Origin of the sequence: Streptomyces gamaensis (assembly GCF_042656465.1) — a bacterium.
In the GTDB taxonomy this organism is placed as follows: Bacteria; Actinomycetota; Actinomycetes; order Streptomycetales; family Streptomycetaceae; genus Streptomyces; species Streptomyces gamaensis.
In genome coordinates this window covers 13424-36009 of the sequence record NZ_JBHSPB010000022.1, presented here as the reverse complement: position 1 = coordinate 36009, position 22586 = coordinate 13424, and the positions used below count along the sequence as shown (strand labels likewise).

At 73.9% G+C, this 22586-nt stretch carries 18 protein-coding genes; 10 read left to right on the top strand and 8 right to left on the bottom strand.

Translation table 11 applies throughout. From position 1 onward, the window contains the following. The first annotated feature begins 25 nt into the window (after positions 1 to 25). Positions 26 to 1615, top strand: a complete 1590-nt coding sequence (locus ACFP1Z_RS27700) for a hypothetical protein (protein ID WP_390320384.1) — start codon at positions 26 to 28, stop codon at positions 1613 to 1615. On the opposite strand, the gene ACFP1Z_RS27695 is transcribed toward ACFP1Z_RS27700, so the two are convergent. The 3 genes from ACFP1Z_RS27695 to ACFP1Z_RS27685 form a co-directional block, all read right to left on the bottom strand. Then, positions 1551 to 2096 (bottom strand): hypothetical protein, encoded by a 546-nt coding sequence (locus ACFP1Z_RS27695; protein WP_390320383.1) that lies wholly within the window; start codon positions 2094 to 2096, stop codon positions 1551 to 1553. The genes ACFP1Z_RS27700 and ACFP1Z_RS27695 overlap by 65 nt on opposite strands. A 63-nt stretch (positions 2097 to 2159) precedes the next feature. Continuing rightward, complete coding sequence (locus tag ACFP1Z_RS27690) at positions 2160 to 3599, bottom strand: multicopper oxidase family protein (protein ID WP_390320382.1); 1440 nt, start codon at positions 3597 to 3599, stop codon at positions 2160 to 2162. Between the two features lie 70 nt (positions 3600 to 3669). Next, entirely contained in the window at positions 3670 to 6441 is a 2772-nt protein-coding gene (locus ACFP1Z_RS27685; protein ID WP_390320381.1) for an AfsR/SARP family transcriptional regulator, read from the bottom strand. 210 nt (positions 6442 to 6651) lie between these two features. Between ACFP1Z_RS27685 and ACFP1Z_RS27680 the strand changes: the two genes are divergently transcribed. From ACFP1Z_RS27680 to ACFP1Z_RS27660, 5 genes are all read left to right on the top strand, one after another. After that, complete coding sequence (locus tag ACFP1Z_RS27680; RefSeq protein WP_390320380.1) at positions 6652 to 7953, top strand: APC family permease; 1302 nt, start codon at positions 6652 to 6654, stop codon at positions 7951 to 7953. A 134-nt stretch (positions 7954 to 8087) separates the two neighbouring features. After that, on the top strand, positions 8088 to 9749 hold the full coding sequence (gene cmdF / locus ACFP1Z_RS27675) for a tyrosine 2,3-aminomutase (RefSeq protein ID WP_390320379.1): 1662 nt from the start codon (positions 8088 to 8090) through the stop codon (positions 9747 to 9749). Between the two features lie 209 nt (positions 9750 to 9958). After that, positions 9959 to 10969: a phosphotriesterase family protein gene (locus tag ACFP1Z_RS27670; protein ID WP_390320378.1), complete on the top strand. Its 1011-nt coding sequence runs from the start codon at positions 9959 to 9961 to the stop codon at positions 10967 to 10969. Between the two features lie 5 nt (positions 10970 to 10974). Further along, complete coding sequence (locus ACFP1Z_RS27665) at positions 10975 to 12366, top strand: MFS transporter (protein ID WP_390320377.1); 1392 nt, start codon at positions 10975 to 10977, stop codon at positions 12364 to 12366. A gap of 94 nt (positions 12367 to 12460) precedes the next feature. Further along, complete coding sequence (locus tag ACFP1Z_RS27660) at positions 12461 to 13063, top strand: hypothetical protein (protein ID WP_390320376.1); 603 nt, start codon at positions 12461 to 12463, stop codon at positions 13061 to 13063. A gap of 6 nt (positions 13064 to 13069) precedes the next feature. Here ACFP1Z_RS27660 and ACFP1Z_RS27655 read toward each other — a convergent pair whose 3' ends face one another. Continuing rightward, positions 13070 to 13681, bottom strand: a complete 612-nt coding sequence (locus tag ACFP1Z_RS27655; protein ID WP_390320375.1) for a helix-turn-helix domain-containing protein — start codon at positions 13679 to 13681, stop codon at positions 13070 to 13072. A 118-nt stretch (positions 13682 to 13799) separates the two neighbouring features. Between ACFP1Z_RS27655 and ACFP1Z_RS27650 the strand changes: the two genes are divergently transcribed. Beyond that, positions 13800 to 14666, top strand: a complete 867-nt coding sequence (locus tag ACFP1Z_RS27650; protein WP_390320374.1) for a class I SAM-dependent methyltransferase — start codon at positions 13800 to 13802, stop codon at positions 14664 to 14666. A gap of 92 nt (positions 14667 to 14758) precedes the next feature. On the opposite strand, the gene ACFP1Z_RS27645 is transcribed toward ACFP1Z_RS27650, so the two are convergent. The 3 genes from ACFP1Z_RS27645 to ACFP1Z_RS27635 all read right to left on the bottom strand — a co-directional run bounded on the left by ACFP1Z_RS27645 (position 14759) and on the right by ACFP1Z_RS27635 (position 17095). Beyond that, entirely contained in the window at positions 14759 to 15781 is a 1023-nt protein-coding gene (locus ACFP1Z_RS27645; protein ID WP_390320373.1) for a CapA family protein, read from the bottom strand. 56 nt (positions 15782 to 15837) lie between these two features. Continuing rightward, on the bottom strand, positions 15838 to 16572 hold the full coding sequence (locus ACFP1Z_RS27640) for a rhomboid family intramembrane serine protease (RefSeq protein WP_390320371.1): 735 nt from the start codon (positions 16570 to 16572) through the stop codon (positions 15838 to 15840). A gap of 121 nt (positions 16573 to 16693) precedes the next feature. Then, a complete protein-coding gene (locus tag ACFP1Z_RS27635) occupies positions 16694 to 17095 on the bottom strand; it encodes a hypothetical protein (protein ID WP_390320370.1) in 402 nt (133 codons plus the stop codon). 176 nt (positions 17096 to 17271) lie between these two features. On the opposite strand from ACFP1Z_RS27635, the gene ACFP1Z_RS27630 reads away from it, so the two are divergent. The 3 genes from ACFP1Z_RS27630 to ACFP1Z_RS27620 all read left to right on the top strand — a co-directional run bounded on the left by ACFP1Z_RS27630 (position 17272) and on the right by ACFP1Z_RS27620 (position 21064). Further along, the gene (locus ACFP1Z_RS27630) at positions 17272 to 18864 is read left to right on the top strand and encodes an FAD-dependent oxidoreductase (protein WP_390320369.1); all 1593 of its coding nucleotides are present in this window, start codon (positions 17272 to 17274) and stop codon (positions 18862 to 18864) included. Between the two features lie 80 nt (positions 18865 to 18944). Further along, a complete protein-coding gene (locus ACFP1Z_RS27625) occupies positions 18945 to 19817 on the top strand; it encodes an LLM class flavin-dependent oxidoreductase (protein ID WP_390320431.1) in 873 nt (290 codons plus the stop codon). A gap of 116 nt (positions 19818 to 19933) precedes the next feature. Beyond that, complete coding sequence (locus ACFP1Z_RS27620) at positions 19934 to 21064, top strand: amidase domain-containing protein (protein WP_390320368.1); 1131 nt, start codon at positions 19934 to 19936, stop codon at positions 21062 to 21064. A gap of 53 nt (positions 21065 to 21117) precedes the next feature. Here ACFP1Z_RS27620 and ACFP1Z_RS27615 read toward each other — a convergent pair whose 3' ends face one another. Next, positions 21118 to 22584, bottom strand: coding sequence for an amidase (locus ACFP1Z_RS27615; protein ID WP_390320367.1), 1467 nt, complete (start codon positions 22582 to 22584; stop codon positions 21118 to 21120). Between the last annotated feature and the right edge of the window lie 2 nt (positions 22585 to 22586).

Genomic DNA, 22586 nt, shown 5'->3' with positions numbered 1-22586 from the left:
GGGGGAGACAGGGGGGAGCCGGACGATGGCGGTCAGTGACGTGGCAGCCCGTGACGACGGGTCCGGTCCCGCGCCGGTCACCACGCAGCACAACGACAACCGGCGCACCGGCGCCAACCTCCAGGAACACCTGCTCACCCCCGACTCCGTCGGCCCCGGCAGCTTCGGCAAGCTGTTCTCCCGCGCCGTCGACGGCGAGATCTACGCCCAGCCCCTCGTCGTGCCCGCCGTCGACGTGCCCGGCGCCGGCACCCGCGACGTCGTCTACGTCGCGACGATGCACAACAGCGTCTACGCCTTCGACGCCGACGACCCGCGGGCCGCAGCCCCGCTGTGGCACACCTCCCTCGGACCGTCCGTCCCCCTGCCCGACGACGGGATCGGCCCGCCCGGGTACGCCGACATCGCCGTCGAGATCGGCATCGTCAGCACCCCCGTCATCGACCCCGCGCGCCGGGTGCTGTACGCCGTCGCCTTCACCAAGGACGCCGACGGCTACCACCACACCCTGCACGCCCTCGACCTCGGCACCGGAGCGCACCGCCTCGCCGCCCCCGTCCGGATCGCCGCCGACGCCCCCGGCACCGGCGACAGCAGCAGCGGAGGCCGCGTCACCTTCGTCAGCCAACGGCACAACCAGCGGCCCGCGTTGACCCTGGCCAACGGCCGTGTGTACCTGGCGTTCGCCTCCTACGGGGACCGCCGCCCCTACCACGGCTGGGTCCTCGCCCACGACGCCGCGACCCTCGCCCCCGCCGGCGCGTACGTCACCACCCCGAACACCCGCCGGGGCGGCATCTGGCAGGCCGGGCAGGGACTCGCCGTCGACGACTCCGGCTTCCTGTACCTCATGACCGGCAACGGCGGATTCGCCGCCGACGGCAGCGAGTTGGGCGACAGCATCGTCAAACTCACCCCCGGACTCGCCGTCGCAGACTGGTTCTCGCCCTACAACAACGCGCTCCTCGACTCCCTCGACGCCGACCTCGGCTCGGCCGGGCCCCTGCTGCTGCCCGGCACCGCGCTGCTGCTCGGCGGAGGCAAGGAAGGCAAGTTCTATCTGCTGCGCACCGACGGCATGGGCCACTTCCACGCCGGATCCGACAGCCAGATCCCGCAGAGCTTCTACGTCGTCACCCCCGACGGCAACAGCCACCACATCCACGGCGGGCCCGCGTACTGGGAACGCTCCGACGGCCCCTGGGCGTACATCTGGCCCGAGAACGCCTTCCTGCGCGCCTACCGCTTCGACGGACAGCGCTTCGACCCCCGGCCGGTGTCCACGAGCACCACGACCGACCCCACCGGTGTCCCCGGCGGATCCCCCGGCATGCCCGGCGGCATGCTCTCCCTCTCCGCCCACGGCGACGACCCCGCCACCGGACTCCTGTGGGCCTCCCACCCCTACCGCGCCGACGCCAACCTGGCCGTCGTGGAAGGGGTGCTGCGCTGCTACCGGGCGGCCGACCTGACCACCGAGCTCTGGAACAGCAAGACGAACGCGGCCCGCGACGACGTGGGCATGTTCGCGAAGTTCGTACCGCCGACGGTCACGGGCGGCAAGGTGTATCTGGCCACGTTCTCGGGGGAGTTGCAGGTGTACGGGCTGCTGTGACGCCATAGATGTCGAACTCGATGTCGCCCGGTACCGGGCCGCCGTCACGCACCAGGTCGGTGAGCGGGTACAGCGGGACGGGGTCCGTGCGGCGGGCATCGGCGGCGGTGATCGCGTGTTCTCCCGCGTGGGTGAGCGCGTCGCCCAAGCGCAGCAGGGACCAGGACGGCCCGCTCACCACGAGCGTGCCGGCGTGCGTGGTCAGCGTGATGAGCCGGTGCGGTGACCACTCCCAGGGCCGGTCGGCCCGGAGCTTGCGGGGGCGGGGCGTACGGACGGACTCGGCGCGTGCGTGCCGGAGCCGGCGGCGGATTCCGGGCCACGCCGAGGCGCGCACCCCCACGTCCCTGCGGACGATGAGCAGATCCATCGGGCACTCGTCGCCGGTGCTCGGCCCATAACTCCCGGGGAACCAGGGCGAGATGTCCCGGGGCACGGGGTTGGAGCCGGTGGGGGCGTACACGGCGGTGGAGCCGCTCACCGCCGCCAGCCGGACGAGCGCCCCCAGCCGCAACAGGTCCTCGCCGCACCCGGTGAGCTGCCGTCACGTGATCTCCATCTGCCCCATCATCCCCATCGCCATATGGTCCGCGAAATGGCAGTGGTACAAGTACTTGCCGCGATAACTGTCGAACGTCGCCTGCACCGTGACGGTCTCGCCGACGTCGATGCCCACGGTGTCCTTCAGGCCCGTCTCCGCCGCCGACGGCGGGCGCCCGTCGCGTTCCAGGATCCGGAACGTCACCAGGTGCAGGTGGAAGTTGTGCGGGAAGCGCGGGTCCTTGTTGCTGATCGTCCATACCTCCGAACTGCCCCACGGGATGGAGGTGTCGACCCGCTGGTGGTCGTAGACCCGGCCGTTGATGTAGCCCTGAGCGCCGGGCTTGGTCACGTCGTCCATGCTCAGCTCGAAGCTGCGCCGCCCGGTCACCTCCGGCAGCGGGGGCAGGGTGCGCAGCGTGACCGGGATGCTGCTGGGGTCCTGGGCGGTGTGGGTCACGTGGAAGCGCAGGACCTTGCGCGCGGGGTCGTCCTTGCCGAAGTTGCGGGTGTTCTCCAGCTCCAGGCGGGTGCCGACGGGGTAGTGGGAGAAGTCGATGACGACCTCGGCGCGTTCGGCCGGCGTCAGGTACAGCTCGTCCACCAGGCACGGCTGGGGCAGCAGCCCGCCGTCGGAACCGATCTGCGTCATGGGGCTGCCGTCGGCCAGCCGCAGCCGGAAGATGCGCAGATTGGAGGAGTTGAGGATCCGGAAACGGTACTTGCGGGCCGCGACCTCGAAGTACGGCCACGGCTTGCCGTTGGCGAGGATCGTGGTGCGGCCGTGGGAGTCCTCCATCTGGTAAAGGAGTTGGCCCTTGTCGTCGAGATGCACGTCCCGCAGCATGATCGGCACGTCGTAGCGGCCCGCCGGCAGCGGCAGCCGGCGTTCGTCCTCGTCCTGGAGGATGTAGAACGCGGACAGGCCCCGGTAGATGTGCTCGGCCTCCAGCTGGTGCGTGTGGTCGTGGATCCACAGCGGGGCGTGCGGCTGGTGGTTGGGGTAGTGGTAGGCCCTGCTGTCCCCGGGGTCGATGGAGTCCATCGGGCCGCCGTCGTCGACGTCCGCGACCTCCCCGCCGTGCAGGTGCACCGACACCGGGGTGCCCAGGTGGTTGTGCTGGTTCATGAGCACCGGGCGGCCCGTGGTGGCCCGGAAGAGGGCGGGGTAGCCGCCGTCGAAGGTCAGGACCTCGGTCTGCAGGCCCGGCACGATCTCCGTGCGGGTGCGCCGTATGGCCACGCTGTAGACGTCGACGCCGTTCCTCGTGGTGTCCGGCTCGATCAGCCGGGGCATCGGCATCGGCATCCGGAAGAACTCGGCGAAGGGCACGGCCGGCTGCCGCCGCTGTGGCGGCGACGACACGGGCAGGGCGCCGGTCGCCAGCGTTCCGCCGGCGGCCAGGGCGGAGGCGAGGAGACTGCGCCTGGATATGGTCGGCACGCTCTCATCAAAAGCGCTCCACCCGCCCGAGCGCACCACGGGATGGGCCAGAGGTGTGGCCCGGCGCCGGTCAGCCGCCCGGCAGACCCAGGTACGAGCGCAGCTCGTGGGCCTCCGGCGAGTCCAGCCCGGTGAAGATCTCCAGCGCCTGCTGCCAGTACAGCCGGGCCTCGCGCGGCTCCCCCCGCGAGCGGTGTGCCTGGCCGAGCACCGTCAGCGCGTGCCCCTCCAGCGGCAGGAAACCCGCCGCCCGGGCCGCCGCCACCGCGTCCTGCACCCGGTCGAGGGCCTCCCCGACCCGGCCGTCGCTCAGGTGGGTCGCCGCCAGCCCGATCGCCGCCTGGATCTCGCTCTGCCGGCAGCCGGCCTCCCGGGACAGATGCAGGGACGCCAGGTGGTGGTGGAGCGCGGCGGCGGTGTCGCCCAGCGCCCGGTAGGCGTCGCCCAGGTTGTTCAGCGCGATGGCCTCGCTGGCCCGTGCCCCGGTCGCCCGGTGCAGGGCCCGGGCCCGCAGATGGTGCTCGATCGCCAGCTCCGCCCGGCCCTGCAGCGCGTACACCATGCCCAGGTTGCCCAGGGTGATGGCCTCGCCCTCGCGCCAGGAGAAGCGGCGGTGCGTGCGCAGGGCCCGGCTCAGGTGCTCGATGGCCTGCGGGTACTGGGCCAGTTGCCGGCAGGCGTGCCCGAGGGCGTGGTGCATGACCGCCTGTGCCCGCTCGTCCCCGGCGGTACGGGCCGCGTGCAGACCCGCGCGGGCCGCGGTGATCCAGTCCGCGTACCGGCCGTGCAGCCAGAAGAACCCCCGCAGTACGTCGGCGAGTTGCCAGGCCGCCGCGAGCGGCCCGTGCACGGCCGTGTACTGGATCGCGGCGACCACCGACGGCGCCTCGGCCTCCAGCCAGGCCCGTGCCGCCGCCCCGTCGGCGAAGGCCGCGGGCGGTGCCGCCGCGTCGGGCGGCGGCGACGGCAGCCGCAGGAAGCCCGGGAACAGCTCGCGCACCGCCGCGTCCGCGTGCCGCAGATACCAGTCGAGCAGCCTTCCCAGCGCCTCCTGCCGCTGCCACGGGTCCTCCTCCGCCTCGGCGCGTTCGCGCGCGTAGTCCCGCAGCAGCCCGTGCAGCCGGTAGCGGCCCGGGGCGGGCTCCTGCAGCAGATGCGTGGCCAGCAGCGTCTCCAGGGCCTCCTTCGCGTCCTTGCCGTCCACTCCCCACAGGGCGGCCGCCGCCGGCAGCGCCAGGTCGGGGCCCGGCAGCAGGCCCAGCCGCCGGAACGCGGCCCGCGCGGCCGGCTCCAGCGCCGCGTACGAGGCGTCGAAGGCGCCCCGCAGCGCCGCGTGCGGACCGCCCAGCGGCGCCAGCCCGGACAGCGGTGAGCCGCCGCCCAGTTCGGCCGCCAGTCCCGCCACCGTCAGCTCCGGGCGGGCGGCCAGCCGCCCGGCCGCGATCCGCAGCGCCACCGGCAGGAAGGCGCACAGGCGCGCCAGTTCGGCCGCCGCGGCCGGTTCCGTCGGCACCCGTCCCGGGCCGGCGGCCCGGGACAACAGTTCTACGGCCGCCGCGGGCCGCAGCAGATCCAGCTCCACGGGCACCGCGTCGTCCAACGCCACGAGCTCGGGCAGGCTGCGGCGGCTGGTGACGACCACCGCGCAGCCCGGGCCGCCCGGCAGCAACGGCCGTACCTGCTCGGCCGATTCGGCGTTGTCCACGACGATCAGGACCCGGGAGTCCGCGAGGACCGAGCGGTGCAGCGCGCTCAGCTCGTCCACCCCGGCGGGCAGTTGCTCCGCCGGCACCCCCAGCGCCCGCAGGAACCGGGCCAGCACCTGCGCGGCGTCCAGCGGCGCGGCACCCGGTCTGCCGCGCAGGTCGGCGTACAACTGCCCGTCGGGGAAACGCTCCTTCACACGGTGCGCCCAGTGCACGGCCAGCGCCGTCTTGCCCACCCCGGCCGTGCCCGAGACCACGGCGACCCGCCCGCTGCCGCCCCCCGTCAGCGCGTCCAGCCGCCGCAGGGCCTCCTCGCGGCCGGTGAAGTGCGCGGTGTCGGCCGGAAGCTGGCGGGGCGTCACCGGCAGCGCGAAATGCTGCCCCGACGGACGCGCGGGCAGAGCGAGCCCGGGATCCGAGCGCAGCACCGCCATCGCCAGGCCCTGCAGCGCGTCCCCCGGCTCCAGCCCGAACTCCCGCGCCAGCACCGTCTTCGCCCGCCGGTAGGCGGCGACCGCGTCGGCGGGCCGGCCCGCCCGGTACAGGGCGATCAGCAGCTGCTCGGTGAACCGTTCCCGCGTGGGATGCGCCGAGGCCACCGTGGTCAGCTCGGCCAGCAGCGCCTCGTGCCGGCCCAGCCGCAACTCCGCCTCGAAGCACCGCTCGTACGCCGCCATCCGCGCCTCGGACCAGGACGCGCACAGCTGCCGCCGCACCCGGTCGCCGGCGAGCCCCGCCAGCACCTCGCCGCGCCACAGCCCCAGCGCCTCGCGCAGCAGCGCCGCCGCCGGCTCGTCGGCCAGACCCCGCGCGCGCTCGACGAGCGAACGGAACCGCAGGGCGTCCACCCGCGCGGGATCCACCTCCAGCACGTACGCCTCCCCGTGCCGGCGCAGATCCGTGCCCGCAGCGCCGGACAGCAGCCGCCGCAGCCGCGAGATGTGCCCGTGCACCGAGTTGCGGGCGGTCAGCGGCGGCTCGCCGTCCCACAGCAGATCGACGAGCCGCTCCAGGGTCACCGGCCGGTTCGCGCTCAGCAGCAGCACCGCGAGGGTCAGCTGCCGCAGCCGGGGCCCGGGATCGACCGGCCGCCCCGCCTCGTGGATCTCGAACGTGCCGAGCAGCCGGAAGTCCACGCGGCGCGTACCCCTTCTCGTCGGGCGTCATCGGTATCGCCGGGAGGCCCCGGGAACCGGGCAACCCGGACACGTGCACGGCCCCCGGTCCGTGCATGTGCCCGGTCAGCGAGAAATCATGGGGAAATCAGCGCAGGTTGGCAATATGGCACCCGCCCCGGGGCTCACGGGGGAAGCCCCGGGTGCGAGAAAAGGGAAGGAACCGTTCCCGTGCCGGACACCGGACTGCACCGCACGCTGCGCATCACCGACGGCACCGCGATGGCGGTCGGCTCCGTCATGGGGCCCAGTGTGCTGGTCCTGCCCGCGCTCACCGCCCGGACCGCGGGGCCCGCCGCGGTGCTCGCGTGGGGCGCCATGTCGGTCTTCGCCCTGGCCCTGGCGCTCGCCCTGGGACGGGCCGGCGCCAGGCTGCCGCACGCCGGCGGTATCGTCGCCTACACCCGGGCCGCCTTCGGGCCGAGGCTCACCACGCTCACCGGCTACTGGCTGCTGGCCTCCGTGCCCTTCGCCGTCCCCGTCATAGCGCTGGTCGGCGCCAACTACATCACCGCCTACTACGGGCTGGCGCCCCGCTGGGCCGTGGCCATCGCCGCCGTCCTGCTGTTCACCTCCTGCGCCCTCAACGCGCGCGGGCTGCGGCTGTCCGGCTGGGTCCAGGTCCGCCTCGTCGTCCTGACCGGCGCCGTCCTCGCCGGGGTGTCCCTGCTGGGCGCCGGCCGGGTACGGGCCGCCCGCTTCGAACCCTTCCTGCCGCACGGCTGGGGAGCCGTCGGCACCGCGGCCCTGCTGATCTTCTGGTCGTACATCGGCTTCGAGATGGTCGTGCACCTCGCCGAGGAATTCCGCCGGCCCGCCCGCGACCTGCCGCTGAGCATGGTGCTCGCCTCGGCCGTCCTGTCCGTCCTGTACTGCCTGTCCGCCGTCGTCATGGTCGGCACCGGCGTCTACCGCGACGCCTCCGGCCTCGCCCCCGTCAGCGTGCTCGCCCGCGACGCCCTCGGACCGGTGGCCGGTTCCGTCACCGCGTGCTTCGCCCTGTGCTGCTCCTTCGTCGCCGTGCACACCAACATCGCCGGATTCTCCCGGCTGTTGTACGCGCAGGCCCGCGACGGAAAACTGCCCCGCGCCCTCGCCCGGCTGCACCCCCGCCACGGCACCCCGGCCCGCGCGCTCGCCCACCTCGCCGCCGCCTTCGCCCTGCTGCTGGCCGGGGTCGCGCTGACCATGCCCGATCTGCAGGAGCTCATCGCCTGGCCGAGCGCCACCTTCGTCGCGGTCTACCTCGTCGGGACGGCCGCCGCCCTGCGGATCCTGCCGCGGCGCGACATCGGCCGCGCCGCGGCCGCGCTCGCCGCGCTGGTGTGCCTGGCCATCCTGCCGTTCAGCTGGCCCGCCGTCCTGTATCCGGCCGCCGTCGCCGTGCTCGTCCTGCTCCTCGCGCGGGGGACGGCACACCGGCCGCCGACTCCCGAACGGGAGAAGACCGTTGCCCACCCGCGCCCGCGATGACCACGCCACGCAACACCCCGCACCGAGCACCGGCCTGACCGCGAGGCACCCCCGCAGGCCGGGCCCGCACCGCACCACAGCCGCACCGCAGCCGCACCACGAGCCCAGCGAAACATGACCAAGAGGTGACACCGATGTCCCAGGTGCCCGAGACCGCCCTGCCCACGGCGGTCCCGCCCCAGCCCGCCGCCGCACCCGACACCGTCGTCTTCGACGGCGAGAGCCTGCGCCTGACCGACGTCCGCACCGTCTCCGAACGCCGCGTGCGCTGCGAGGTCGACGACAAGGCACTGGCCCGGGCCGCCCGCAGCCGCGAACTGTTCGAGGCCACCGTCCGCGACGGCATCCCCGTCTACGGCGTCACCACCGGCTACGGCGAGATGATCTACATGCTCGTCGACACCGCCCGCGAGACCGAACTGCAGACCAACCTCGTCCGCAGCCACAGCGCCGGCGTCGGCCCGCTGTTCGGCGAACACGAGGCCCGCGCGATCCTCGCCGCCCGCCTCAACGCCCTCGCCAAGGGCTACTCCGCCGTCCGCCCCGAACTCCTGCGCCGCCTCGCCCTCTACCTCACCGAGGGCATCACCCCGGCCATCCCCGAGATCGGCTCCCTCGGCGCCAGCGGCGACCTCGCCCCGCTCTCCCACCTCGCCGCGACCGTCATCGGCGAGGGCTACGTCCTCAAGAACGGCGAACGCACCCCCACCGCACCGGTGCTGCGCTCCCTGGGCATCGAACCCATGCGGCTGCGCTTCAAGGAGGGCCTCGCCCTCATCAACGGCACCTCCGCCATGACCGGCCTCGGCTCCCTCGTCCTGCTGCGCGCCCTCGACCAGGTGCGCCAGGCCGAGATCGCCACCGGACTCGTCCTGGAGGTACTGCGCTCCTCCGCGAGCCCCTTCCAGCCCGAGGGCCACGACCTCGCCCGCCCCCACCGGGGCCAGATCACCTCCGCCGCCAACCTGCGCGCCCTCACCCGCGGCAGCCGGCTCCTGCGCGACCACGAGGACCTGCGGCGCGAGGCCCAGGCCGGCAAGCGCGCCGACAGCGGCGTCACCCGCACCGACGTCTATCTCCAGAAGGCGTACTCGCTGCGCGCCATCCCGCAGATCCTCGGCGCCGTCCGCGACACCCTCGACCACGCCCACGGCGTGCTGCGCACCGAGCTCAACTCCGCCAACGACAACCCGCTGTTCTTCGGCGGCGACGGCGTCGACGAGGTCTTCCACGGCGCCAACTTCCACGGCCAGCCCGTCGCGTTCGTCATGGACTACACCACGATCGCGCTCACCCAGCTCGGCGTGCTCTCCGAGCGCCGCACCAACCGGCTCCTCAACCGCCATCTCAGCGACGGCCTCCCCGAGTTCCTCGTCGCCGGCGACCCCGGACTCAGCAGCGGCTTCGCGGGCGCCCAGTACCCGGCCACCGCCCTCGTCGCCGAGAACCGCACCATCGGCCCGGCCAGCACCCAGAGCGTCCCCTCCAACGGCGACAACCAGGACGTCGTCAGCATGGGGCTGATCTCCGCGCGCAACGCCCGCCGCGTCCTGTCCAACAACGACCGCATCCTCGCCGTCGAACTCCTCGCCGCCGCCCAGGCCGTGGACCTCTCCGGCCGCCGCGAAGGACTCGGCCCCGTGGCCCTGGGCACCTACGAGACCGTACGCGCCCACGCCCCCTTCCTCGGCCGGGACCGCTGGATGAGCGACGACATCGAAGCCGTCGCCGCCGCCCTCGCCCGCGGCGAGTTCCTCACGGCGGCCACCGCCCGCGCCCAGGAGCCGTTGCGCTGAGCGCTCGGCCCGATAACCGATACGCCGTCCGCGGGCACGGCTGGGGGTCCCCCTCCGGGGGGATGGTCGTGCCCGCGCGGCGGAGCCGCACACCGGAACGGCCCCGCGCCCTGCGGGGCGCTGCCGAACCGCACCAGGCCTTGCCGAACCCGCTGGGGCGTCCCCGCCCCAGTCCCGAACAGCCGCTGTCAGACGAGGAGTTGCCCGCCATGCCGGACGTCATGACGCTCGCCGGCCCCGTACCGGCCGCCGACCTGGGCCCGGTCCTGCCCCACGAGCACGTCTTCATCAACCTGCTGCGCGAGTACCGGCAGTCGGGGCTGCTCAACGACGAGGAGGAGATGCGCCACGAGGTCGCCGCCTACGCCGCAGCCGGCGGCGGCACCCTCGTCGACGTCACCACCAGCGAACTGACCACCGGCGCCGCGACCGACCCCAGCGGCCTGTTCGCGGCGCCCGGCGCCCGTACCGCGGCGCGGGCCCGCACGGACGACGGCGGACGGGACCCCGCCAACGTGGCGGCCCTCGCCCGTCTCGCCGCCGCCACCGGCGTCCGGATCGTCCTGGGCACCGGCCACTACCGCGACCCCTACCTCGACCGCGACTGGTTCGACCGGCACACCGTCGCCGAGATCGGCGAACTCATCGTCCGCGACCTGACCGACGGCATACCCGGCACCGACGGCACCCGCGCCGGGATCATCGGCGAGGTCGGCAGCGACGGCTGGTACGTCTCCGCCACCGAGGAACGCTCCCTGCGCGCCGCCGCCCACGCCCAGCTGCGCACCGGCGCCGCCATCACCACCCACGCCGCCCGCTGGCCCGTCGGCATCCCCCAGCTCGACCTGCTCACCGGCGCCGGGGTGCCGCCCGAGCGCGTCATCATCGGCCACTGCGACAAGGTCTGCCTGCCCGAGTACCACCTCGAACTCGCCCGCCGGGGCGCCTGGGTGCAGTTCGACACCTTCCACGAGTGCGCCTCGCCCCGGGAGGCCGAGCGGCGCGTCGCCCTCGTCATGGCCCTCGTCCGCGCCGGCCACCTGGAGCGGATCCTGCTCTCCCACGACATCTGCGTCCGCGACCACCTCGCCTCGCGGGGCGGCACCGGATTCGCCTACCTGCTCACCGACTTCACCAAGAAACTCCGCGCGGCCGGCCTCGACGACGAGGAGATCCGGCAGCTGACCGAGACCAACCCCCAGCGCGCGCTCGCCGGCTGACCGCCGTGCCGCCGCTGCACGCACGTCCCCGCACCCGCAGAGCCACCGGCGGCCGACGGGCCGCGTTACGGCACATCCTGCTCTCCAGCTACCTGGGCAGCGTCATCGAGTGGTACGACTTCCTGCTCTACGGGACCGCCGCCGCCCTCGTCTTCGACAAACTCTTCTTCCCCGGACTCGCCCCCTTCACCGGCACCCTCGCCTCCTTCGCGACCCTCGCCGTCGGCTACCTCGCCCGCCCCCTCGGCGGACTCGTCCTCGGCCGGTACGGCGACCGCGCCGGCCGCAGGCCCGTCCTGACCCTGAGCATGCTGCTCATGGGCACCTCCAGCGTCCTGATCGGGCTCCTGCCCGGCTACACCGACCTGGGCATCGCCGCCCCGCTGCTGCTCGTCCTGCTGCGGCTCGCACAGGGCTTCGCGGTGGGCGGCGAGTGGGGCGGCGCGGCCCTCATGGCCATCGAGCACGCCCGGCCCGGCAGGCGCGGCCTGTGGGGCGCCCTGCCCCAAATGGGCGCGCCCTCCGGACTGTTGCTCTCGTCCCTGGTCCTGGCCGCCTTCAACACCCTGCCCGAGCAGGACTTCCAGCGCTGGGGCTGGCGCGTGCCCTTCCTGCTCTCGGCGGTCCTCGTCGCCCTCGGGTACTGGGTACGGCGCGGCCTCGCGGAGAGCCCGCTGTTCACACAGGACAGGAACCAGGAGGGGAGTCGGGAGGGGGAGCAAGTGCCGGACGGTACCGGCGTGTTGACGGCTGATCGTACGGGCACCGCCCACCGCCCCGTCCTGGAGACCCTCCGGCACCACCGCCGCGCCACCCTCCTCGCCGTCGGCATCGGCATCGGCCCCTTCACCACCAACGCCGTCCTGATCACCTTCGTCCCCGCCCACGCCAAGGACCTCGGCATCGGCAGACCCGCCGTGCTGACCGGCCTGATCCTCGCCTGCGCGCTCTCCCTGCTCACCCTGCCCGCCTACGCCGCCCTCTCCGACCGGATCGGCCGAAGACCCGTCTCCCTCGCCGGGGCCCTGCTCCTCGGCGGCAGCTCCTTCCTGCTCTTCCCGCTCGTCGACAGCCGCTCCCCGGCACTCTTCGCGGTCGCGCTTTCGCTGAACCTGGCGGTGTTCCACGCGGCGTTGTACGGGCCGATGGCGGCCCTGTTCGCCGAACTCTTCCCCACCCGCACCCGCTGCACGGGCACCTCCCTCGGCTACCAGGCCGCCTCCGTCCTCGGCGGCAGCCTCGCCCCGCTCGCCGCGACCTGGCTGGTACGCACCGGAGACGGCAAGAGCGGCAACACCCTCGCCGTCGCGGTCCTCATGGCGGCCGCGTGCGCGGTGAGCGCGTGGAGCGTACGGGCCGCGGGGGAGACCCGGGACCGGCCGCTCGCGGACGGCTGAACGCGACCACCCGTCCGGCACCGCCCGGTTGCGGCACGCGCGCGTGCCCCGAACAGTGGGGGAGGGGCACTCCGTCGAGAAAGCCGTGTACGTCATGCCTGTGCTCCGCCCGTCCGTGATCCTCCTGGGGGTCCTCGCACTCGTCGGCAGCGGGCTCGCCGCGCACGCGGCCTTCGCCGGCGACCCGGTCGCGCTCACCGTCGCCCAGGGAAGCGGGGAGTGCGCCGTCTCCTGGCAGAAGGCGGGCGTGACCTTCAAGCCCCTCACCGCCGGCCAGGCACCCTCGTCCTACGCGCTGAGCGACTTCACGGGAACGGTCACCGTCGACCTGGGCGAGAAGACCGTCGGTGACGTCCAGGCCCAGTTCAAGGGCGGGTTCACCCTCACCGACGCGGCAGGACACCTGGTGCAGGTCTCCGACGGCCAGGCGGCCGCGTCCTCCGGCAACGTCACCTACATGGTGAAGACCTCCGGCGACCCGAACGGCGAACGGCTCCCCGTCCACACCTTCGCGAGCCCCTCGCAGTTCACCCCCGAGGTCGCCTCGACGGATCCGCCGAAGGTCACGGTACGCGCCTCCGGCGTGCCCGCCGCCTTCGCCCCCGAGTTCGCCAGAGCCCTCAACGGCACCTTCGGCCCGGGGACCGCCGAGGCCGGGGCACCGTTCGGGACGTGCGGGGCCACCGTCTCGAACTGACCGCGCCTACCGGGGCGTTGCCCCCTGCGCGGTGTCCCCGGCCCGGGGCCTGGCACGGACGTGCATCCGCTCGCCCTGCCGCCCGAACAGGCTGAGGACCTCGACCGGGCCCTCGCCGGTGCTGCCGAACCAGTGCGGCAGCCGCGTGTCGAACTCGGCCACCTCGCCCGGCCCGAGCACCAGATCGTGCTCGGCCAGGACCAGGCGCAGCTTCCCGGCGAGCACGTACAGCCACTCGTAGCCCTCGTGCGTGCACGGATCCGGGGTGCTGCGCGAGGGCGGGACCACCATCTTGAACGACTGCAACGGACCCGGCTGCCGGGTCAGCGGCAGCACCACCGTGCCGTTGCGGCGCCGAGGGGTCAGCCGCACCCGCGGATCACCGACCTCGGGCGCGCCCACCAGCTCGTCCAGCGGCACCTGGTGCGCCTGGGCGATCGGCAGCAGCAACTCAAGGCTCGGCCGGCGCTGCCCCGACTCCAGCCGCGACAGGGTGCTCTTGGAGATGCCCGTGGCCTCCGCGAGCGCGGCCAGGGTCACACCGCGCCCGGTACGCAGCCGTCTGAGCCGGGGGCCGACCTCGGTCAGGGCGCGGGCGATGGCGTTCGACGGTTCCATGCCGCCCATTGCACCTCCGCGTCCCGGAAACGGCAACAAAGATTGCCGGGGCGGGGCCTGTGGGCGCAGTCTCGGCCCGGAGGTCACCACCGATCGAGACGACGGGCACGGGCATCACATGACCGCACACCACCACCACACCACGGACTGGGGCGCACGGGGCGCCGAGCTGGAGCGCGAGGGCGAGATCCACGGCACCTGCTTCGCGGCGGCCGCCGCGTGGCTGCGCGAGGTGACGGACCTGCACGGTACGGCCGTACGCCGCGTGCTCGACGTCGGCAGCGGGCCCGGCGTCGCCACCTGCCTGCTCGCCCGGGCCTTCCCGCAGGCCGAGGCCGTCGCCGTCGACGGCTCCCCGGACCTGCTGGATCGGGCCCGCGAGCGCGCCGCCGCCCAGGGACTGGCCGGCCGGCTGAGCACCCGACGCGCCGGCCTGCCCGAGGACTTCGGCGCCCTGCCCCCGGCGGACCTGATCTGGAGCAGCAAGGCCGTCCACCACCTCGGCGACCAGCAGGCGGCACTCGACGCCCTGGCCGCGACGCTGCGCCGCGGCGGCGTCCTCGCCGTCGCCGAACGCGTGGCGCCCCCGCGCTGTCTGCCCCGCGACACCGGCATCGGCCGCCCCGGACTGCAGTCCCGCCTCGACGCCCTGTACGACGAAGGCTTCACCGAGATGCGCGAGCGGCTGCCGGGCTCCGTCAGGGCGGTCGAGGACTGGCGGGCCATGCTCACCGCCGCCGGCCTCACCCCCACCGGGACGCGCACCTTCCTCGTCGACCTGCCCGCCCCGCCGTCCCCGCAGGTCCGCGAGCAGGCGCACGCCCACCTCTCCCGACTGCGGGACCGGGCAGGGGACCGCCTCGACGCCGAGGACCGCGACGCCCTGGAGCAGTTGCTGGACCGCGCCGCCCCCACGGGCGTCCTGCGCCGCCCCGATGTCTTCTGGCTCTCGACGCTCACGGTCCACACCGCGCGGGCCGCCTGAGCGGCCGGCTGGACACGCGGCGGAGCCGCACACCGCAACAGCCGCGCCCCTTCGGGGCGTTGCCCGAAGCACACCGGACGTCGCCGAGCCGCTCAGGGCGTCCGACGCGGACGTTCGGCGGGCCACTCCACCACCAGCCGTCCCTCGTCCCCCGTCACGGTCACGTCGGTGCCCGACTCGGCGCAGGCGCGCGTGAAACGGGCGCGCATCCACTGCCAGTGCCCGCCGGTCGCCACCGTCGTGAAGCAGTGGTCGAGATACAGCGGCACGGCCTCCAGGCGGACGGGCAGCCAACGGGTGTGCCCGTCCTGCGGTGCGGCCTCCCAGGTCACCAGGAACAGCAGTCCCAGGTCGTTGCGCAGACGGGAGTCGACCGCGTAGTCGTCGATGAAGTCGCCCATGTCGTACACGATCCTGTGGCCCGCCCCGTGCACGACGTGCGCGGAGTGCCCGGCCACCAGCGTCGCGCCCGCCCGCAGCAGGCGCGGCGCCGCGTCCTGGACGTAGTGCGGCGGGCGGGAGGTCATGTTCGGGCCCCAGTGCGGGGTGACGAGCACGGCGTCGGCGGCGTCCGCCGCGTGCCCGACGGTGTCCAGGAGCCAGCGCGGGACGCCGTGGCGCAGGTCCGCGTAGGCCACGCCGGGGCGGTCGGCAGCGGCGGCGAAGTCCTCCGGGTGGTCGGTCGCGCCGACCACGGCCAGCCGTATCCCGCCCGCCTCCAGCACCGCGAACTCCCGGGCCGCCGCCACGTCCGCCCCCGCGCCCACCGCGGCGACCCCCGCCCGCCGCAGCAGCGCGCGCGTGTCGGCGAGGGCGTCGAAGCCGTAGTCCAGGGCGTGGTTGTTCGCGAGCGTCACGCAGTCCACGCCCAGCTCCGCGAGGACGTCGGCGGTGGCGGGCGGCGCCCGGAAGAAGAAGGGTTTGCCCGGCGCGTGCCAGCGCTCGCCGCGGTCGGAGACGCAGCACTCCAGGTTGAGCACGCACAGGTCGGCCTCGGCGAGCAGCGCGCGCAGTTCCGCGCACAGCACGGTCTGCGGAGCGGGCGCTTCCCGCAGCCGTTCCGCGACGCAGCGCCCCAGCATGGTGTCCCCGGCCAGGGCCAAGGTGACCGTCACCGTCGCTCTCCCTCTCCCCCCAGTCTCGCGCGCGGGGGAGAGGGCGCGCACACCAGCTACAGCAGACCGAGGTCGCCGAGCTCCTTGTGCAGGTCGGAGCGGGGATGGGGGTCCGTGCCCGTGCCGCCGCCCTTCGTGCCGTCGCCTTTCGTACCGCCGCCCTTCGCGCCGGCGCTGTCGCGCGGCCTCCGGTCGCGGAAGAGCCAGGCGCCGACCAGGCCGCCGACGAGCCCGCCGAGGTGGGCCTGCCAGCTGATCCCCGGGGTTCCCGGCACGGCCGTCGTCAGGAGGAAGGCGAAGGACGCCCCCATGACGAGGCCGACGAGCGTGTCGATCAGATGCCGGTCGAAGAGCCCCCGGACCACGACGTACCCGAAGTAGCCGTAGACCAGCCCGCTGGCCCCGACGGTGACGGAGCCTCCCTGGCTCAGGAACCACACCGCGGCCCCGCTGGCCACGGCGATCAGCAGCGTGACCCCGAGGAAGCGGGCCACCCCCCGGTAGGCGGCCAGGAACCCGAAGACGAACAGCGGACCGGAGTTGGACTCGATGTGCGCCCAACTCGCGTGCAGGAGGGGCGCGGTGAGGATGTCGGGCAGGCTGGTCACGTCCCCGGCCCGCAGCCCGTACTCCCGGACGAGCGCGTATCCCTGCGCCCAGTTCACCAACTGGGCCAGCCACACCGCCGCGACGATCCCGAACATCACGAAGAACGCCTTCCGCGCCTCCGCGATCATCTCCTCCGCGCTGCCCAGTCCGTGTCGGGCCGCCGGCCCACGCACCCCGCTCATCCGTCACCGCTCGCGTCCACGGGGCAGGCCGGGCGCCCGCCCTCCCGCGTTCAACTCTACGGAGCGTCGCGCCGCCGGTACAGGCGCGGGATCACGCCCGTACCGGCTGCGGGACGGCAGGTCAGCCGCAGTCCGGCGTGATCGAGCCGACGGGCGCGCCGGTCAGCTCCGCGTCGCCGGAACCGGAGATCTCCTGCTCGTCGCCGGCGAAGTGCGGCTTGTCGTTGAGGCGCACGATGCAGCCGAAGGAGTCCGGTATCGGGTTGCGCGCCGAACGCGGCGTGATCACGGGGTCGAGCGCGTCGACCTCCGGGAAGTGAAAGCCCGTCCTGGTGACCTTCACATCGATCCGGTAGAGGACCTGGCCGCTCTGGTGGGGGCCGCTGAACAGACAGAAGTCGCTCTTGCGGCACTTGACGGCCGTACCGTCCGTGCCGGCGGCCGAAGCCGCCGGGGCGAGGCCGGCCGTCAGGCCGAGGACCGTCAGGGCGCCGATGCCGAGGCGCAGGGCACGCGAGATCATGATGACTCCTTCGTCGCGTAGTCGTTGAGGTGCACAGAGTGAGCAGGTGCTGCTCAGCGCGGTGTCTACCCAAGATCAACTCGGCGGACACGGATCTTTTCGCGCCATTGACGCGGGCGTTCGCGCAGCAGTCGCGGTCCTGCCGCCATGAGCGGGAGAAACGGGAGGAGCCGACGGTGGACAGCGAAGAGGAAGGGCAGGACGGGCAGAACGAGCAGGACGTCGTGGTGATCGGCGGCGGACCGGCCGGGCTCGCGCTCGCCGTCGGACTGCGGACGCACGGGGCCGGGGTCACGGTCGTCGAGCGTGAACCCTCCGTCAAACAGGAGGGACGCGCCAGCGTCGTGTGGCAGCGCGCCCTGGAGACGCTGCGGGACCTCGGCTGCGCGGAGCGCTTCGCGTCCGAGGGACTTCCCCAGCGCCGCGCCGAGTGCTACGTGCGCGGGCGCCGCATCGGCACGTACGACATGGGCGTGCCCGGCACCGCCTTCCCCCACCCGCTGTCCATCGAACAGCACGCCACCGAAAGGCTGTTGGCGCAGCGGCTCGCCGAGCTGGGCGGCGACGTGCGGTGGGGACACGACGCGCTGGCCGTCCGCGTGGGCGGCGAGGGCGCGGAGGTGGACGTACGCGGGCCCGACGGGCGCGTCGCGACGCTGCGCTGCCGCTGGGTCGTCGGCTGCGAGGGCGCCCACAGCCTCGTCCGCCGGACCCTCGGCATCCCCTTCGAGGGCCGGGCCCGCGCCGACCTCCAGGCCGTGCAGATCAACGCGGCCGCCGACTGGCGCTTCCCGTACGCCGAGGACGTCACGTACATGTTCTACGAGCAGCGCGTCTGCCTCATCGCGAGCCCCCGGCCCGGCGGCGGATACCGCTTCTTCGCGTTCCTGACCGACCCGCGCCCCGAGGAGACCGGGCCGCCCGGCGTCGAGGCGATGCGCGCGCTCGTCGCCGGGGCCGCGCGCGACCCGGCGGCGCGGCTGACGCCGACCGCGCCGCGCTGGGTCTCCCGGGCCCGCTTCCAGGACCGGCTGGCCGCGACCCTGCGCGCGGGCCGCGCGCTGCTCGTGGGCGACAGCGCCCACCTGTGGGCGCCCGTCGGTGGACACGGCCTGAACACCGGGCTGCTCGGGGCCCACAACCTCGGCTGGAAGCTCGGCGCCGTGGTACGCGGCCGGGCGCACGAGACGCTGCTCGACACCTACGCGCACGAACAGCGCCGCACCGCACGCCAAGTGATGCGGCATATGCGGTGGAACGTCCTGGAACTGCCGCCCTCCTCGCTCACCCTGACCGCGATGCGGCTGCTCGGCCCCGCCGTCCTCGCGAGCGCGCGGGCCGCCGACCGCGAACGGGCCGTCCTGTCCGACCTGGCGAGAAACCACCGGGGCAGCGAGCTGTGCGCCGAAGTGCCCGGCAGCGGCGGGCCGCGCGCCGGTGACCGGCTGCCCGACCTGCCGGTCACCGGGGGCGCCCGCCATGTCGCCCTGCACGAACTGTTCTCCTACGAGCGGCTGACCCTGCTGCTCTGCCCGGAAGGGGACACGGAACCGTCGGCGGACCTCGCCGCCGTCCGCGCCGTCACTGGCCGCTTCGCCATGCCGGCGGAGGTGTGTGTCGTACGGCCCGCCCGGGAGCGGCAGCGGGAACTCCCGCCCGGCACCCTGCTGTTGGTACGCCCCGACGGGCACATCGGACTGCGGGCGCGCACGGGCGACCACGGCGCGCTGGAGCGCTACCTGGAGCGCTGGTTCGTACGGACCGGATAGCCGCGTACGGCCGCCGGACGGTGGCCGGAGTATTTCCGTTGCCCCGGTTTCACGACGGGGAGCACCATGCGGGAATGAGCTTGCGATGCTCCGTCAACATCCCGAACTTCGGTGACTTCGCCGACCCCCGCACCGTGGCCCGCGTGGCCGCGGCGGCGGAAGAGGCGGGCTGGGACGGCCTGTTCGTCTGGGACCACGTCGTCCACGACAAGCGCCTGCGGCGCCCCGTCGGCGACCCCTGGCTGCTGCTCGCCGCCGCGGCCCTGGCCACCACCCGGATCCGGCTCGGCACCCTCGTCACCCCGCTCGCCCGCCGCCGACCCCACCAGCTCGCCCGGCAGGTGGCCACGCTCGACCACCTCAGCGGCGGCCGCGTGACCCTCGGCGCGGGCCTGGGCGCGCCCGTCGAGGACGAGTACGGCAGCTTCGGCGAACCCACCGACCCGGCCCTGCTCGCCGAACTCCTCGACGAAGGACTGCACTTGCTCGACCGCTACTGGTCCGGCGAGCCCGTCACCCACCACGGTCGGCACTACCGGGCCGAGGACGTCGCCCTGCTGCCCGCCCCGGTGCAGCGCCCCCGGCCGCCCGTGTGGATCGCCGGATTCTGGCCGCACCGCCGGCCCATGCGCCGAGCCGCCCGCTGGGACGGGGCCGTCCCGCTGTTCCGCTCCGCCGTCCACGGGCACACCCCGCCCGTGGACGAGGTCCGCGAACTGGCCGACTGCGTACGGCGGGAGCGGGCCGGCGCCGGGCGCTCCGGCGCGCCCTTCGACCTCGTCGTCGGGGCCGTCAGCCCCGCCGCCCCCGCGAAGGCCCGCGATCTGATCGGGCCGCTCGTCGACGCCGGAGCGACCTGGTGGGACGAACGACAGCTCATGGACGGCGAACTCGGGCGCCTGGAACCGGTGCTGCGCCGGACCGAGCAGGGGCCGCCGTCGCTCGACGCGTGAGGAGAGGGGAGCGCGCTCCGCCCACGGACCGTCACCCGATCACGAGCGTGCGGCAGTATGTGCGAAGATGCCGCTCCCGGTCCCTCCCCCCGGACCGGGAGACAAGGGGTAACTTCGTGAGAAAAACGACGTTCAGACCCGCCGTCGGCGCCGCTGTGACCGTGGCTCTGTCGGCCGTCCTCCTGCCCGTGACCGCGACGAGCGCGAGCGCGGCCGAGCCGGGCACGGCGGACAGCGCGACGGCCAAGTCCTTTGCCCGAATAGCCGACGCGGTGCTCGCCCAGCGCTCCGAAGCGCTCGTGGACGCGGCGAAGACGCGCGCGGCGGGCTCCTTCTCCGACGGCAAGGTCCGCATAGCCGCCTCGCTCAAGCGCAGTGAGGACAGCGCCCTGTCCTCACTGCGCAAGCGCAAGCAGCGCCTCAACGCGCTCGGCGAGGCCTACAGCGCGGCCGACACCACGACCACCGTGGAGAAGACCACCGTCAAGAACGGACGGGCCACCGTCCAGGTCACCGAGACCACCAGGTTCACGTACAAGAAGGTCCGCGGCGACGAGCCCACGACCACCGGCTTCACCGCCCACCACGAGCTGAGCTTCACCGGCAAGAGCGGCAAGTGGGAGCTCACCGGCATCCGGCCCACCGACAACGGCCCCGCCGCCATCAACGAGCCGCGCACCGCCGCCACCTCGGACACCGGCGCCCTGCCCACCGGCACCCCGGCCTCCACCAGCCGCTGGTCCGCCCGCCCGCAGCCGAAGGACCTCCGCGCCGGCGGCTACGACTACGCGGCCATGGCCGACTATGCCGAGAAGTACTGGCGCAACTACAACCCCGCCTACCGCAAGTTCAACGACGCGGGCGGCGACTGCACCAACTTCATCAGCCAGGCCCTCGCGGCCGGAGGCTGGAAGCAGGAGCCCGGCGGCGCCGAGGACTTCCGCAAGTGGTGGTACAACTCCAAGGGCGAGGCCACCTCGTGGGTGGGCGCCAACGAGTGGTCCTGGTACGCGCTGTCCTCCAAGCGCGTCACCAGCCTGTCCAACGTCTTCCAGATGGACGTCGGCGACATCATGCAGATGGACTTCGACGGTGACGGGTCGAAGGACCACTCCATGATGGTCACGTACCGCAGCCGGGCCGGCGTGCCGTACCTGACCTACCACTCGACCAACACCTACCGGAAGTCGGTCGCGAGCATCATCGCCTCCTACCCGGACGCGGTCTACTACGCCTACCGCACCTGACGGCCGGCGCGACCGGGCGGGGACGCCCCCGCCCGGTCACGGCGGCAAGCCCGTCACGAGCACGCGGAGGGGGGATCCGGCAGCAGCCGGGAAAGGTGCTCGGCGACGGCGAGGACCGTACGGTCGGCGAGGTACGGGCCGACGACCTGGACGCCCAGCGGCAGGCCGTCCGCGGTACGGCCGGCCGGGACGACCGCGGAGGGCAGGGCGACATGGCCGGTGAGATTGGCCCACGTGGTCTGCTTCCAGTAGCCGTGGCGCTCGCCGTCGACGGTGATGAAACGGTCGGGGAGGGGGACGGCACTCTGGTCCGGCACGGCCGCCGTGGGCGCCGCCGGGGTGATCAGGACGTCGTGCCGGGTGAAGTAGTCGGCCCAGCGCTCGCGTTGCCGCTCGCGTTCCTCGTCGGCGAGGAGCCAGTCGCGGTGCCGCTGGGTGCGCGACCGCAGGAACTCCGCGCCCGGGGAGTGGTCGTCCGGCGGCAGCAGCGCCGCCTGCTCGGCCTCCGCGCGGAAGTCCTCGTCCTCGGCCGAGGCGGCGGAGGAGGCGTACATCAGGTTCCGGAAGGCACGCTCCGACTCCCGCAGGTCCACGGGCCGTTCGGCCTCGTCGACGGACGCACCGGCCCCGCGCAGCAGTTCCGTGACGGACGCGAGCAGCGCCCGCGTGTCCGCGTCCACCGGACAGTGCGGGTCGTCCGCCCACACGCCGAAGCGCACGTCCTCCAGGCGCGCGTGCCGGGGACCGGGGAGCTCGACGCGCCAGGCGACGGCGTCGGCGGGCGTCGGCCCGGCGAGCACCCCGAGCAGCAGCTCCAGATCGGCGGCGGTACGGGCCAGCGGACCCACCGTCAGCATGTCACTGCTCGTCAGCCAGCCCGGGGGCCGGGGGATGTGACCCCGCGCGGAGACCAGACCACGGCTCGGACGCAGCGCGTACACCCCGCAGTAGTGCGCGGGCAGCCGCAGCGAACCCGCCAGATCACTGCCGACCTCCAGCGCGGTCAGCCCGGCGGCCAGCGCGGCCGCGGCTCCCCCGGAGGACCCGCCGGAAGTCCGGCCGGGCGCGAAGGGATTGACCGTGGTGCCGAACAGCGGGTTGCAGGTCTGGATGTCCTGACAGTACGTCGGCGTGTTCGTCTTGCCGACGACGATCGCCCCGGCCCGCCGCAGCCGGGCCGTGGCGTCCGCGTCCCGCGCGGGCACGTGCCCGGCGAGGGCGGGCGCACCGCAGGCGGTGCGCAGCCCGGCGGTCTCCAGCGAGTCCTTCACCGTGATCGCGAGCCCGTGCAGCGGCCCGGCCGGCTCGCCGGTCCGGGCCAGATGCCGGTCGGCGGCGTCGGCCGCGTCGCGGGCGCGCTCGGCGTCGAGCGTGACGACCGCGTTGATCCGGGGATCGACCTCCGCGATACGGCGCAGCTGGAGTTCGAGGAGCTCGCGGCTGGAGATCTCCTTGCGGCGGAGAGCGGCCAGTTGCTCGTGCGCGGGACGCAGGGGGAGCGGGAGCGGTCTGCTGGTCATGG

What these genes read in the sequence shown, in the direction of transcription:
- ACFP1Z_RS27700 (WP_390320384.1), top strand. Translation starts at nt 26, where the DNA reads ATGGCGGTCAGTGACGTGGCAGCCCGTGACGACGGGTCCGGTCCCGCG.
- cmdF (WP_390320379.1), top strand. Translation starts at nt 8,088, where the DNA reads ATGTCCCAGGTGCCCGAGACCGCCCTGCCCACGGCGGTCCCGCCCCAG.
- ACFP1Z_RS27670 (WP_390320378.1), top strand. Translation starts at nt 9,959, where the DNA reads ATGCCGGACGTCATGACGCTCGCCGGCCCCGTACCGGCCGCCGACCTG.
- ACFP1Z_RS27660 (WP_390320376.1), top strand. Translation starts at nt 12,461, where the DNA reads ATGCCTGTGCTCCGCCCGTCCGTGATCCTCCTGGGGGTCCTCGCACTC.
- ACFP1Z_RS27655 (WP_390320375.1), bottom strand. Translation starts at nt 13,681, where the DNA reads ATGGAACCGTCGAACGCCATCGCCCGCGCCCTGACCGAGGTCGGCCCC.
- ACFP1Z_RS27650 (WP_390320374.1), top strand. Translation starts at nt 13,800, where the DNA reads ATGACCGCACACCACCACCACACCACGGACTGGGGCGCACGGGGCGCC.
- ACFP1Z_RS27640 (WP_390320371.1), bottom strand. Translation starts at nt 16,572, where the DNA reads ATGAGCGGGGTGCGTGGGCCGGCGGCCCGACACGGACTGGGCAGCGCG.
- ACFP1Z_RS27635 (WP_390320370.1), bottom strand. Translation starts at nt 17,095, where the DNA reads ATGATCTCGCGTGCCCTGCGCCTCGGCATCGGCGCCCTGACGGTCCTC.
- ACFP1Z_RS27615 (WP_390320367.1), bottom strand. Translation starts at nt 22,584, where the DNA reads ATGACCAGCAGACCGCTCCCGCTCCCCCTGCGTCCCGCGCACGAGCAA.